At 65.0% G+C, this 13,505-nt stretch carries 12 protein-coding genes; 7 read left to right on the top strand and 5 right to left on the bottom strand.

Going from position 1 to position 13,505, the window contains the following annotated elements:
* Positions 1 to 12 precede the first annotated feature (12 nt).
* The 4 genes from rpsP to ffh form a co-directional block, all read right to left on the bottom strand.
* Positions 13 to 360 (bottom strand): 30S ribosomal protein S16, encoded by a 348-nt coding sequence (rpsP, locus tag AC1Q7F_RS01640; RefSeq protein WP_421899956.1) that lies wholly within the window; start codon positions 358 to 360, stop codon positions 13 to 15.
* A 99-nt stretch (positions 361 to 459) separates the two neighbouring features.
* On the bottom strand, positions 460 to 1,584 hold the full coding sequence (locus AC1Q7F_RS01645; protein WP_492503134.1) for a GNAT family N-acetyltransferase: 1,125 nt from the start codon (positions 1,582 to 1,584) through the stop codon (positions 460 to 462).
* The gene (locus AC1Q7F_RS01650; RefSeq protein ID WP_492503136.1) at positions 1,581 to 1,928 is read right to left on the bottom strand and encodes a hypothetical protein; all 348 of its coding nucleotides are present in this window, start codon (positions 1,926 to 1,928) and stop codon (positions 1,581 to 1,583) included. The genes AC1Q7F_RS01645 and AC1Q7F_RS01650 overlap by 4 nt, the downstream gene beginning before the upstream one ends.
* Entirely contained in the window at positions 1,928 to 3,286 is a 1,359-nt protein-coding gene (gene ffh / locus AC1Q7F_RS01655; RefSeq protein WP_492503137.1) for a signal recognition particle protein, read from the bottom strand. Before ffh ends, AC1Q7F_RS01650 begins: the two co-directional genes overlap by 1 nt.
* Before the next feature lie 374 nt (positions 3,287 to 3,660).
* Between ffh and AC1Q7F_RS01660 the strand changes: the two genes are divergently transcribed.
* Positions 3,661 to 5,040 (top strand): pentapeptide repeat-containing protein, encoded by a 1,380-nt coding sequence (locus tag AC1Q7F_RS01660; RefSeq protein ID WP_492503139.1) that lies wholly within the window; start codon positions 3,661 to 3,663, stop codon positions 5,038 to 5,040.
* A gap of 109 nt (positions 5,041 to 5,149) precedes the next feature.
* Here the strand turns inward: AC1Q7F_RS01660 and AC1Q7F_RS01665 are convergent, their stop codons facing one another.
* The gene (locus AC1Q7F_RS01665) at positions 5,150 to 5,608 is read right to left on the bottom strand and encodes a GNAT family N-acetyltransferase (protein WP_492503141.1); all 459 of its coding nucleotides are present in this window, start codon (positions 5,606 to 5,608) and stop codon (positions 5,150 to 5,152) included.
* Between the two features lie 175 nt (positions 5,609 to 5,783).
* Between AC1Q7F_RS01665 and AC1Q7F_RS01670 the strand changes: the two genes are divergently transcribed.
* From AC1Q7F_RS01670 to nusA, 6 genes are all read left to right on the top strand, one after another.
* The gene (locus AC1Q7F_RS01670) at positions 5,784 to 6,716 is read left to right on the top strand and encodes a DMT family transporter (protein WP_492503143.1); all 933 of its coding nucleotides are present in this window, start codon (positions 5,784 to 5,786) and stop codon (positions 6,714 to 6,716) included.
* On the top strand, positions 6,716 to 7,618 hold the full coding sequence (locus tag AC1Q7F_RS01675) for a DMT family transporter (protein ID WP_492503145.1): 903 nt from the start codon (positions 6,716 to 6,718) through the stop codon (positions 7,616 to 7,618). Before AC1Q7F_RS01670 ends, AC1Q7F_RS01675 begins: the two co-directional genes overlap by 1 nt.
* 99 nt (positions 7,619 to 7,717) lie before the next feature.
* On the top strand, positions 7,718 to 9,925 hold the full coding sequence (glgX, locus tag AC1Q7F_RS01680; protein ID WP_492503147.1) for a glycogen debranching protein GlgX: 2,208 nt from the start codon (positions 7,718 to 7,720) through the stop codon (positions 9,923 to 9,925).
* Positions 9,918 to 10,928, top strand: coding sequence for a response regulator (locus AC1Q7F_RS01685; RefSeq protein WP_492503149.1), 1,011 nt, complete (start codon positions 9,918 to 9,920; stop codon positions 10,926 to 10,928). Before glgX ends, AC1Q7F_RS01685 begins: the two co-directional genes overlap by 8 nt.
* A 251-nt stretch (positions 10,929 to 11,179) precedes the next feature.
* Positions 11,180 to 11,959 carry a ribosome maturation factor RimP gene (gene rimP / locus AC1Q7F_RS01690; RefSeq protein WP_492503151.1) on the top strand — a complete coding sequence of 260 codons (780 nt, stop codon included), beginning with the start codon at positions 11,180 to 11,182 and terminating at the stop codon, positions 11,957 to 11,959.
* A 31-nt stretch (positions 11,960 to 11,990) separates the two neighbouring features.
* Positions 11,991 to 13,487, top strand: a complete 1,497-nt coding sequence (nusA, locus tag AC1Q7F_RS01695) for a transcription termination factor NusA (RefSeq protein ID WP_492503153.1) — start codon at positions 11,991 to 11,993, stop codon at positions 13,485 to 13,487.
* Positions 13,488 to 13,505: the final 18 nt, after the last annotated feature.

Genomic DNA, 13,505 nt, shown 5'->3' on the forward strand with positions numbered 1-13,505 from the left:
CATCCATATCACTTACTCAGCCGCGGCGGCCTTGGCGGCCAGCTTGGCGCGCTCCTGGGCCTTGGCCTTCGGGGCGGACTTCTTCGGGCTCTCGATGATGGCCGGGGTGGCGATCAGGTTGGCCTTGGCCAGGAACTTGGTGACGCGGTCGGTGGGCTGGGCGCCCTTGGCCAGCCAGCCCTTGATGGCCTCTTCGTTCAGGGTCACGCGGTCGGCGTGGTCGCTGGCCAGCATCGGGTTGTAGGTGCCGACCTTCTGGATGAAGGCGCCGTCGCGCGGCGCGCGGCTGTCGGCGACGACGATGGCGTAGAACGGACGCTTCTTCGAGCCACCACGGGCCAGACGGATCTTAACGGACATGGAAGTCTTCCTTGAGCTATTGATTGAAGGTGATCTGGATGAAAGGGTAACCGCCGCGGTTCAGATCGGACCCGTGCGACGATGTTCTTGGTCGGCGGGTCATTTTTCGTTCCCGCCATTCGCTGCCGTCCATTCGGACGCCAGGATTCCGTAGATGCAGTTATCCACCAGCTCGCCATCCGGGCGCATACTGCCCTGGCGGCGTATGCCCTCGCGTACGAAGCCCGCACTTTCCAGCACGGCGGCCGACGCCGCGTTGCGCGGGTCCAACTCGGCTTCCACGCGGGCCTTCTTCAGCACGGTGAAGGCATAACGCAGCATGGCGGCGGTAGCGGCCTTGGCCAGCCCCTTGCCACGCGCGGCCGGTGTCAGGATATAGCCCAGATGAACCTGACTGGGCGTTTCCTTCAGCAACAGCGACCAGCCCAGGGACTCGCCGCCATCGCTGGTGACGGCCCAGTGCCAGCCGGCGCGCGCACCCGATGCCATGGACAGAATCTTGTCGCGGGTCTGCTCGATATCCGTATAGGCCGGGTGCGGCATGTACCGCATGCTGTCCGGATCGCCAAAGGCGACGTGCAGGGCGTCGGCGTCGCTGGCCTTCAATGGGCGCAGCACGGCCGGACCATGGCGCAAGGTGGCCAGCGGCGTGGGCGGATTTTCCCGCCGCTTCTGCCAGTCGGATGCCAGGATGCCGAAGATGCCGGTATCGATGTAATCGCCGGCAAAGGGGAAATCCTGGCGCTGGTTGCCTTCCCAGGTGAAACCCTGGCGCAGCAGCAATCCCGCCGACCGGTGATTGCGCGGGTCGATGTTCGCGGACAGCCGGTGCAGGCCCCAGGCGCCGAACGCATAGTTCAGAACCGCTTCCACCGCTTCCTCGCCATAGCCCTTGCCGCGGGCGGCGGGCGACAGGATATAGCCGATCCAGCCCATGCCGTCGCGCACGCCGAACAGGTTGGCCCAGCCCAGACAATTCCGCCCGTCGGTGGTCACGGCCCAGCTGCGCACACTGTCGTCCTCGGCCAGCGCCTTCTCCATCGAAGCCTGGGTCTCTTCGATGCTGGTGACGGCCGGGTGGGACCAGTAGCGCATGGTCTCCGCGTCGCTGAAGATCGCATGCATGGCGTCGGTATCGGCGGCCGACAGCGGCCGCAGCGTCAGGCGCGGGGTCAGCAGCGTGGCATGGTCCGGGGCGGCCGGATTGCGCACTTTCACATTCATGTGCGGTCCTTCCGGCGGATCAGGGCCAGATAGCGCTCGCGCGGCTCCCCGGTCCAGCCATTGACGCCATGACCCGGCAGCCAGACGGCATGGAAATAGAAGGTAAAGACGCTGGAGGCGGCCAGGAAGCCAAGGGCCCAACCACGCCCCAGCAGGGCCGACAGCGCCATGGTCAGCACCACGAATGCGACCAGTCCAGCCAGGCGGCGCAAGGCCGGTCCGTCGCGATGCACGGCCGCGAACAGGGTGCTGTTCACCCCATGCAGCAGTGCCGCCAGCGTGGCATCGAACCACAGGCTGTCCAGCGACAGGGACTGCATCTCCATGTCCAGCGTACCGGCCATCAGCGCATGCCCTTGGGCATCAAAGCCCCCAGGCCCTGGCGCATCAGGCCCTTCTGGCCCAGCTTGCGCATCTTCTTCATCATTTCCGACATGTCCTGATACTGCTTGATCAGGCGGTTCACGTCGGCGACGGTGACGCCGGCCCCCAGCGCGATGCGCCGACGGCGCGACGCGTTCAGGATGTCGGGCTTCTTGCGCTCTTTCTTGGTCATCGACAGGATGATGGCTTCCTGCCGCTTCAGGATCTTGTCGTCGATATTGGCGCCCTTCAGCTGATCCTTGATCTTGCCCATGCCGGGCAGCAGGTTCAGCATCCCGCCCATGCCACCCAGCTTGCTGATCTGGCGCATCTGGCTCAGCATGTCATCCAGGTCAAAGCCGCCCTTTTCCAGCTTCTTGGCCAGCTTTTCGGCTTCTTCCTTGTCGATGCTCTCGGCGGCCTTCTCCACTAGGCTGACCACGTCGCCCATGCCCAGGATGCGGCCGGCGATGCGGTCGGGGTGGAACGGCTCCAGCGCGTCGGTCTTCTCGCCCATGCCCATCAGCTTGATGGGCTTGCCGGTGACGTGGCGCATCGACAAAGCCGCACCGCCGCGCGCATCGCCGTCGATGCGCGTCATGACGATGCCGGTGATGCCGACCTTCTCATTGAAATTGGTGGCGACGGTGACCGCGTCCTGGCCGGTCATGGCATCGACGACCAGCAGGCTTTCCACCGGATGGGTCGCATCGCGGATGGCCACGACCTCGGCCATCAGCTCCTCGTCGATGGCCAAGCGGCCGGCGGTATCCAGAATGACGACGTCGAACCCTTCCAGGCGGCCCACTTCCATGGCACGCCGGGCGATTTCCACCGGCTGCTGACCGGCGATGATGGGCAGGCTGGCCACACCCGTCTGCTCTCCCAGGATGCGCAACTGTTCCTGCGCCGCCGGGCGGCGGGTGTCGAGCGACGCCAGCAGCACCTTCTTCTTGTCGCGGTTCTTCAGGCGGACAGCGATCTTGGCCGACGTGGTGGTCTTGCCCGACCCCTGCAGGCCCAGCATCAGGATGGGAACCGGCGGCACGGCCTCCAGGTTCAGATCCTCGACCTGATTGCCCAGCAGTTCGACCAGATGGTCATGGACGATCTTGATGACCATCTGGCCGGGATTGATGCCACGCAGCACCTCGGTCCCGACGGCCTTTTCCTTCACGCCGGTGACGAAGGACTTCACGGCGGGCAGGGCGACGTCGGCTTCCAGCAGGGCAATGCGCACTTCACGCAAGGCTGCATTGACGTCATCCTCCGACAACGCCCCGCGCTTGCGCAGGCGGTCGAAGATATCGCCAAGCCGTCCCGTCAATCCGTCGAACATTACCAGCCTTCCATCCCGGTCCCGCCAGCGCCCCGTTTTTTCGCCCTCACGCATGGGATATGCCCAAACGCAAAAGCGCCAGTGCGCGACACTCGCGGACCGGCGGGGCACCTCGGTGCCGAATTCGATACCCATTGCAGGGTGGCCGAGTTGATACAGGGGGTGAGGCCGTGAGTCAATGCGCAGCCGGGAAGGGCGGGGTCCCGGCTTGTTCATGCCGACCAGGGGTTGGGACTTGAAGGAAAGGCACATCCTTCCGTAATAGTCGGCCTGTCCGTCTATACGGAATTTTCACTTTTATAATCTTAATGCTAGGCTGATCCTTACGGGTCCTTTGGTCACATTGAATATTCAGCCAAGGTGAAGGGTAGGACATGGGCGGCGAACTGGGGCGCGGGCCGGACCGGTCGCGGATCACTGTTGCGGAATTGCAGGGGGTTCATAGCCGCCATCAGGCCTTTCTACGCCGGCAGGCGGGCGGAGCGCGCGCCAATCTGAAACTGCGCGACCTGTCGCATATGGACCTGTCGGGCTTCGACCTGTCGGATGCCGATCTGTCGGGGGCGAAGCTGTTCGGCACGCGGCTGGAGGGGGCGAACCTGGCGGGGGCCAATTTCTATGCCGCCGACCTGCGCCTGGCCAATCTGGAGGGGGCGGACCTGCGCCGGGCCGATCTGCGTGGGGCCTGCCTGCGGGGGGCGGTGCTGACCGAAGCCATCATGTCGGACAGCGACCTGCGCGATGGCACCATCATGCATGTGCGCAAGAATGGCGACATCGCCGCGCACGAGTTCGAGGCGATATCGGTCAATACCGAACTGTCGGTGGCCACCATCCGCGCCGCCGACCTGTCGCGGGCCAAGATCTCCAACGCCTTCGTCATGCAGACCGATCTGACGGATGCCATCCTGCGCGGCACCAAGTTTGTGCGCGCCAACCTGTCCAATTCCAACCTGACGGGCTGTGACATGACCGGCGCCGACCTGCGGGAGGCCAACCTGTCGGGTGCCAAGCTGTCGGGTGCCAACCTGACGGGAGCGGAACTGAACGCCACCCGCTTCCTGGGGGCCGACCTGATCGGCGTCATCATGGATGACGTGACGCGCCGGGCGGCCGACCTGGAAGGGGCCATCCTGTCGCGCGACCTGTCCACCGACGGGCGTGACCTGGAGCAGATATTGGCTGATCACCGCGTCTGGGTGGACAGCCAGGGGCGCGAAGGCTTGCGCGCCGATCTGTCGGGCGTGGACCTGAACGGGCGCGACCTGTCGGGGCTGGTGCTGTCGGCGGCCCTGATGCACCGGACCATGTTGCGCGGGGCCGACCTGTCGGGCTGCACCCTGGCCATGGCCGACCTGTCGCTGGCCGATCTGCGTGAAGTGGACCTGACGGCGGCCGACATGCGCGGCGCCAGCCTGGAACGGGCGACCTGTACAGGCGCGGTCCTGGTGCGCGCCGATCTGGGGCCCGTGCAGATCCAGAGCAACGCCACGCGCCTCTGGCCTGCCAATCTGGGTCGCACGCGCTTCGACAAGGCCGACCTGGGCGGGGCCAACATGCGCAAGGCCAAGGCCACGCAGGCCGTGTTCACCCAGGCCAATCTGACCCGCGCCGATCTGGGCGGGGCGGTGCTGATCGGCGCCGATCTGAGCGGTGCCATCTGCACCGCGCTGGCCCTGGACGGGGCCAACACCACCGATGTGCGCCATGCCGGGGCCAAGGATTTGAAGCTGCCGGAGTTCGACGATCTGTAATGCCAATGGTCAAGGTTTGACCATTGGCATTCGGCGGCGACTGCCGCCGCGCCGCCCATGCGGCGTAGCCAAGCCCACGGATGTGGGCGCCGGCGCCTGAGGAACAGGTCTAGCGCGCTTCCAGGTCGTAATCATACCGCACGAAGCCCTTATAGCTGGCCACCCGGTCATAGAGGGCGCGGGCGGTGGTGTTGGTCTCATGCGTCAGCCAATAGAGGCGGACGGCGCCCGTCTGCTCCGCGACCCGCGCCACGGCTTCGATCAACGCACGACCGACACCCAGGCCGCGCGCCGTCTCATCCACATACAGGTCCTGGAGATAGCAGACCGGCGCTTGCGACCAGGCAGTGGCCTGGAACAGGTAGTGGGTCAGGCCCAGCAGCCGGCCATCCGCTCCGCGCGCGACAAAGCCCCGGACCACACCGTCGGGCCGCAGCAGTTCCGTCCAGTTGCGATGATAGAGCGCTTCATCCCGGCTGGTATTGTAGAAGGCCAGATATTCCGTCCACAGGTGCCGCCAATCGTTGAAATCAGCGGGTTGGGGAGGGGTGATGGTCAAGGCACTCATCGCATACCGCCTTTGCCGAAATGGGAAGACCTTGCGCTTTTCGCCCATATCGTGGGTTTTTCCAATGTCCATGGGGTGATAGCAGGGGCGACATGCGCGGGACGGGACTATCTCCCGGGCCGCGGGGCCCGTACCATTCCGTTCACTGCCGCTTTCGCGATGCGATACAAATCCCATGGTCACCATCACCGCCCGTCCCAAGGCCCAGCAGGGGGAAGAGAATTTCCCGGCGGGCATCGCGCTCGCCTTCGCGGCCTTCGCGCTCTATAGCGGGATGGATGTCACCATCAAGCTGCTGACCAAGACCTATGCGGTGCCCCAGATCATCGCACTGAACAGCCTGTTCGCGATGGGACCGATCCTGGCCTATGCTGCCCTGTTCGGCGGGCTTTACAACAATCTGCGCACGCGCCGGCCGATCTATCACGTCATCCGCGCCACCTGCGGCCTGTTCAGCAGCTTCTTCGCCTTCTGGGCCTATTCGCGCATGCCCATCGCCGATGCCTATGCGCTGGCCTTCACCGCCCCCCTGTTCATCACGGCGCTGGCTGTACCGATCCTTAAGGAACCCGTCGGCTGGCGCCGCTGGTCGGCCATCGGTGTGGGCTTCGTGGGCGTACTGATCATGCTGCGGCCGGGCAGCGGGCTGATCAATCTGGGGTCGCTGGCGGTGCTGGCCGGGGCGCTGTTCTATTCGGTGGGCATGCTGGTGACGCGCCGGGCCCGCAACACGGAAACCAGCGTCTCCTTCGCCTTCTATGCCACGCTGGCCAGCGGGACGGTGTTCGGCGCCATGACGCCCTGGCTGGGGCGGATGCCGACGCTGCATGATCTGGGCCTGTCGGCGATCGGCGGCACGCTGTGCGGCGTGGCCTTTGTCTGCCTGCTGACCTCGTTTCGCAAGGTGCCGGCGGCGGTGGCGGCACCCTTCCAGTACAGCCAGATCATCTGGGGCGTGCTGTTCGGCTGGCTGGTGTTCGGCGACGTGCCGGATCGCACCCTGTTCATCGGGCTGGCCATCGTCATTTCCAGCGGCCTCTACATCCTGTATCGCGAGACGGTGTTGGGCCGGCAGGTGGCGGCGACGGCAGAGCGGGATTGCGGATGATGGCGGGGCGTGCGCTGTCCGGCATCGGCTTCTTCGTCCTGGCCACCCTGCTGTTCGGCATCATGGACGCCATGATCAAGCATCTGACCGCCGATTACGGCACCTGGCAGATCATGTTCTTCCGGGCCAGTTTCTCCCTGGCTCCCATCGGCATTCTGATCGCGCGCACGGGCGGGGTGGCGTCGTTGCGCACGAAAAGTGTGACCGCCCATGCCGCCCGGTCGCTGATGGGCGTGGCAGCGGCCTATGGCTTCTTCTATGGCTTCGCCGTCATGCCGCTGGCCGATGTCTATGCCATCGGCTTTGCCGCACCGCTGTTCATGACGGCCCTGTCCGTACCGGTGCTGAAGGAGAAGGTGGGCTGGCGGCGCTGGCTGGCGGTGCTGGTCGGATTCGGCGGCGTCATGGTCATGCTGCGGCCGGGGCAGGGGATGTTCAGCCTGCTGGCCCTGATCCCGTTGGGGGCCGCCTTCTTCTATGCGCTGTCCATGCTGTTCGTCCGCGCGCTAGCGCGGACGGAGAGCAATGGCGCCATCACTTTCTATTTCGTTGTCACCATGGGGCTGGTCAGCTTTGTGTGCATGATCCCCGGCTGGCGCACGCCCGATGCGGTGGGCCTGGGCTTGCTGGCCCTGGTCGGCATTGTGGGTGGTGTGGCACAGATCGTCTTCACCCAAGCCTTCCGCCTGGCGGCCCCGTCGCTGCTGGCGCCGTTCGAATATGTGGCGATGATCTGGGCCGCCGGATTCGGCTATATCTTTTTCGCCGAAGTACCGGATGCGGCCATCTGGACCGGCTGTGCCATTGTGGCGGCGTCCGGCCTTTACATCATCCATCGTGAAACCGTACTGCACCGACAGGCATCACTGGCCAGTGCGGCCGATGGCGAGACAATTCGTTAACCAAGCGGTTCCATAGTATCCTCAACCTCTTGGCGCGGGCCGTGCAAGTTTGGCATGCTGTCGTCCATCTGATCCGGCAAGGAAGGTAGGCCTAGCCCCATGCGATCCACCGGCGCCGCGCGCACCATCGTCTGGCCTGGCCGTCCCGATCCGCTGGGGGCGACGTGGGATGGGCTGGGCGTCAATTTCGCCCTGTTCTCCGCCCATGCGGAAAAGGTGGAGCTGTGCCTGTTCGACAGCGACGGCAGCCGCGAGATCGAGCGCATCATCCTGCCGGAATGTACCGACGATGTCTGGCACGCCTATCTGCCGGAAGCGCGGCCGGGCCTGCTCTATGGTTATCGCGTCCACGGCCCCTACGACCCGTCCAGAGGCCACCGGTTCAATGCCAACAAGCTGCTGCTGGATCCTTACGCCAAGGCGCTGGAAGGCCCCATGCGCTGGTCGGACGCGCATTTCGGATACCGGATGGGGGCGGCGCGCGAGGATTTGTCCATCGACCGGCGCGACAATGCCCGCGGCATGCCCAAATGCCGGGTGATCGACCCGGCCTTCACCTGGGGGCTGGAGCGCCGGCCGCGTGTGCCCTGGACCGATACCATCATCTATGAGGCGCATGTGCGCGGCCAGACGCTGCGCCATCCCGATATCGCCCCCGGCCTGCGCGGCACCTTCACCGGCCTGGCCAGCCAGCCGATGATCGACCATCTGAAGGCCTTGGGTGTGACGGCGGTGGAACTGCTGCCGGTCCATGGCTTCACCGACGACCGGCATCTGGTGGAACGGTCCCTGCACAATTACTGGGGCTATGCCAGCATCAGCTTCTTCGCGCCGGAGCCCCGTTACATGACGGGGCGGTCGACGCGGGAATTCAAGAACATGGTCGCCCGCCTGCATGATGCCGGGATCGAGGTGATCCTGGACGTGGTTTATAACCATACGGGAGAGGGCAATCATCTGGGCCCGACCCTGTCGTTCCGCGGCATCGACAATGCCAGCTATTATCTGCTGCAACCGCATGACAAGCGCTTCTACCAAGATCATACCGGTACCGGAAATACCCTTAATCTGGCTCATCCGCGCGTGTTGCAGATGGTGATGGACAGTCTGCGCCACTGGGTGGTCGACATGCATGTCGATGGGTTCCGTTTCGATCTGGCAACGACACTGGCGCGTGAAAGCCACGGCTATGACAATGGTGCCGGCTTCCTGGACGCGGTGCGTCAGGACCCGGTGCTGGCCGGGGTGAAGATGATCGCGGAACCCTGGGATATCGGTCCCGGTGGCTATCGCGTGGGGCAGTTCCCGTCGGGCTGGAGCGAGTGGAACGACCGCTACCGCGACACGATCCGCCGCTTCTGGCGCGGGGATGAGGGCATGCTGCCGGAACTGGCGGCGCGGCTGACCGGGTCGGCCGACATTTTTGACAATGCGCGCCGCCGCCCCTGGTCCAGCATCAACTTCATCACCAGCCATGACGGCTTCACCCTGGCCGACCTCACCGCCTACAATGTCAAGCACAATGAGGCGAATCAGGAAGGCAATCGCGACGGCCACGACGCCAATTTCAGCTTCAACCATGGGGTGGAGGGGCCGACCGACGACCCGTTCATCAAGGCGGTGCGCCGCAGGCAGGGCCGCAACATGCTGGCCACGCTGCTGCTGTCGCAGGGCACCCCCATGCTGACGGCGGGTGACGAACTGCTGCGTAGTCAGCAGGGCAACAACAACGCCTATTGCCAGGATAATGAGGTCAGCTGGATCGACTGGCCCGGCCTGGGCCCGGATGAACGGGCGGCCAGCCGTTTCGTGGCACGCCTGACGGGCCTGCGCCGCACCCATCCCGTGCTGCGCCGGGGCCGGTTCCTGCATGGGCGGGAAGTGTCGGCAGACGGGTTGAAAGACATCACCTGGATCAATCCCCAGGGGGTGGAGAAGGCGGCTGAGCAATGGCGCGACGGGCAGGCCCGTTGCCTGGGCCTGCTGCTGAACGGCAAGGCCGGCCCGCATCTGTCGGCCGATGGCACGCCCGATCTGGACGGGGTGCTGCTGCTGATCGTCAATGCCGGCGACGCGGCCGCGGATTTCATCCTGCCCGCGGTGCAGGGGGGCGGCGCCTGGCGCTGCCTGCTGGATACGGGGGATGAGGAGGGGCGGCCCACCGCCGCTCCCGGCTTCAAGCTTTTGGTAACCGGAAAACCCGTATCCTTGCCCGGCCGGACGTGCTGGCTATATGAACTGATCGAAGCGGATGTTGGCGCTGGCATCGCGCTTTCTTCCGGCCTGGGAGGGCCGGCTCATGGCTGAATATGATTTCCGTTCCCTCGCCGTCGTCATCGTGGATCGGGAGGTCAATACGCGGCGATTACTGCGCGGCATTCTGGCCCGCATGGGGGTGGACCGGATCCTGGATTTCCCGAACACCGCCGACGTGCCCACGGCCATGATGGCCATCCAGCCCGACCTGCTGTTCATCGATGCCGATGCGCCCGATCCGGAGGGGTTGAAGTTCGTGCAGGGCCTGCGCCATGCACAGCCGCCGCACAACCCGTTCCTGGGCATCATCACCACCACCTGGCAGCCGACGCAGCCTCTGCTGATGCGCTTCAATGCCACGGGTGCGGACGACATGATGGTGAAGCCGTTCAGCGCCAAGCAGGTGCAGGACCGGCTCGTCAATCTGATCGAGGCGCGCAAGAGTTTCGTGGTCACGGCCGACTATATCGGCCCCGACCGCCGGCGCCAGCCGCGCGAAGGTATCCAGATCCCGTTGTTCGACGTGCCCAACACCCTGCGCATGAAGGCGGCAGGCCAGTTTGACCGGGGTCGCGCCGCCGAGGCGCTGGCCAATGCCCATGAAGCGATCAACCTGCAGAAGGTTGTGCGCAATGGTTTCCAGGTGGCCTTCCTGATCGATTTCGCCTGTCCCGGCCTGACGATGGGGGGCGACCGCATGGCGGCCGACCATCTGCTGCGGGCGGGCTCGGTGCTGGACGATCTGCTGCGGCGGCTGCGGCCCGAGAGCGACCTGCGCGGACAGGCGGAAACCTATGCCGCAACTATCCGCGCCGCCGTTGAACAGTTCAAGGCGGCACCCGACAAGCCGTTGATCGGGGTGCAGCCGCTCCGTGCCGCCGCCATCGGCATCTGCGCCCTGACCGCACGGCGAACCGACCTGTCGGCGGTGGAGGGGGAGATCCGCGGTGCCGTCACCGCCTATCGCAACCGCCTGGCCCAGATCGCCCAGGCCAAGGCGGAACAGCAGCAGGCAGGGGAGAAGGAGATGGATGGGGAGAAGCCGGCGGGCTGAGCCCCGGCACATGGCGGCGGGGCCGGCCGGGTGGCAGGAATGCAAGCCCCGGAGGCGATTCCCCTTTTCTCGCACGGCGAACGGGTCTATATACCCGTCATCTTTATCCCATACGGACCGGCCAGCGAACGTCGTTGGCAGGCTGGTCTGCATTGCGGGTGGGCCTTTGGCCCGCCTTTTTGTTTATCTGGGCCTTGCTTATCCGGTTCGCACCGGTGGCGGCCAGCGGGCGTACGGAGTTGTAAACGCGAATGGACGTGCTGGAACGCATCGGCGGCATCATCACCCCCTCGGTCGAGGCCATGGGGTATGAGATCGTGCGCCTGCAGATTTCCGGCGGGCTGCGCCCGACCCTGCAGATCATGGCCGACCGCGCCGATGGCGCCGCCATGACCGTGGATGATTGCGCCGACATTTCCCACGCCGTTTCCGCCCTGCTGGATGTCGAAGACCCGATCGCTTCGGCCTATACGCTGGAAGTGTCGAGTCCCGGCATCGACCGGCCGCTGACCCGCCTGAAGGATTTCGAGCGGTTCAAGGGCCTGGATGCCCGTATCGAGACCGACATTCCGCTGGATGGGCGCAAGCGCTTCCGCGGCACGCTTTACGGGGTCGAGGGCGAGAATGTGCTGATCGCCCTGGACGCCAAGACATCGCAGCCGCCCAAGCGCAAGCCGGGTGCCAAGGTTTCGGCCAAGGCCAAGCCGGTCGAGGTTGATCCCAGTCTGGTGGAGGTGGCGGAAATCCCCTTCGCCCAGATCGCCAAGGCCAAGCTGGAACTGACCGACGACCTGTTGCAGGCTGTCGCGAATGAGCAGGGTCTGGTCGCCGGTACTGAAGGCGGACAGATGGATGTGGACGATACGGCTCGGCCGGTGAAGCGTCCCGCGCCAGCGCATTCGAGGTCGACGTCAGAGGCGACCTCCAAGAAGAAGGGTCCTGGGCGTTTTGCCCGTAAGGATCGTCATGACGACCAGGATGTTGACACCACCGATGGCCGCACCAACGCCGATGGCGTTGGAACGGTTTGACGATCAGGAATAGAGGGCAGGGTTCGCCAGGATGGAACTGCTTCAGGTAGCCGACGCGGTCGCCCGCGAGAAGAACATCGACAAGGAGCATGTGCTCGAAGCCATGGAGGAGGCCATCAAGAAGGCTGGCCGCTCCAAGTACGGGCATGAGCACGACATCCGTGCGCGCATCGACCGCAAGTCGGGCGATATCCAGCTCACCCGCCACATGGAAGTGGTGGAAGAGGTGGAGAACGAGGCCGTGCAGGTCACATTGGCCAAGGCCCGTCGCAAGAATCCCAAGGCGCAGCTGGGCGATTTCATCGTCGATCCGCTGCCGCCCATCGATTTCGGCCGCATCGCCGCCCAGACCGCCAAGCAGGTCATCGTGCAGAAAGTGCGCGAGGCGGAGCGTGAGCGTCAGTACAACGAGTATATCGACCGCAAGGGCGAGATCGTGAACGGTCTGGTCAAGCGCGTCGAGTACGGCAACGTCACCGTCGATATGGGCCGGGCCGAAGCCGTGCTGCGCCGTGACGAGTGCCTGCCGCGTGAGCATTTCAAGACCGGCGACCGCGTCCGCGCCTACATCTATGATGTACGCAAGGAGCCGCGTGGCCCGCAGATCTTCCTGTCGCGTACCCATCCGATGTTCATGGCCGGCCTGTTCAAGGCCGAGGTGCCCGAGATTTATGACGGCATCATCGAGATCAAGTCGGTGGCCCGCGACCCGGGCAGCCGCGCCAAGATCGCCGTGATCTCCAAGGACAGTTCCATCGATCCGGTCGGTGCCTGCGTCGGCATGCGCGGTTCCCGCGTTCAGGCCGTTGTGGGCGAGTTGCAGGGCGAGAAGATCGACATCATTCCCTGGAAGCCCGATCCGGCGACCTTTGTCGTCAATGCGCTGGCCCCGGCCGAAGTGGCCAAGGTCGTGCTGGATGACGAGGGCAACAAGATCGAGGTGGTGGTTCCCGACGACCAGCTGTCGCTGGCCATCGGTCGCCGTGGTCAGAATGTCCGCCTGGCCAGCCAGCTGACAGGCTGGACCATCGACATCATGACCGAGGCTGAGGAGCGCGAGCGCCGCCAGACGGAGTTCAGCTCGCGTTCGGCCCTGTTCATGGAGGCCCTGGACGTCGACGACATGATCGCCCACCTGCTGGTGAACGAAGGCTTCACCTCGGTGGAGGAGATCGCCTATGTCGACCTGGACGAGTTGACCCGGATCGACGCGTTCGACGAGGATGTGGCCGCCGAGCTGCAGAATCGTGCCGTCACCTTCCTGGAACAGCAGAACGAAATCCTGGAAGCCAAGCGCCGCGAGCTGGGCGTGGAGGATGTGGTCGCCGCCTTCGAGGCGCTGACCCCCGCCATGCTGGTCAAGTTGGGTGAGAAGGGCGTGAAGACGCTTGATGACCTTGCAGACCTGGCCGGCGACGAATTGCTGGACATCATCGGCAAGGATGCCATGACGCTGGACGAGGCCAATGAACTGATCATGGCCGCGCGGGCGCACTGGTTCTCCGACGAGGAAGGGGCGGAGGGCTGAGGCCTTCCATCCTTTTGG

The organism is Niveispirillum sp. GW835-FHT14G11 (assembly GCF_058793615.1).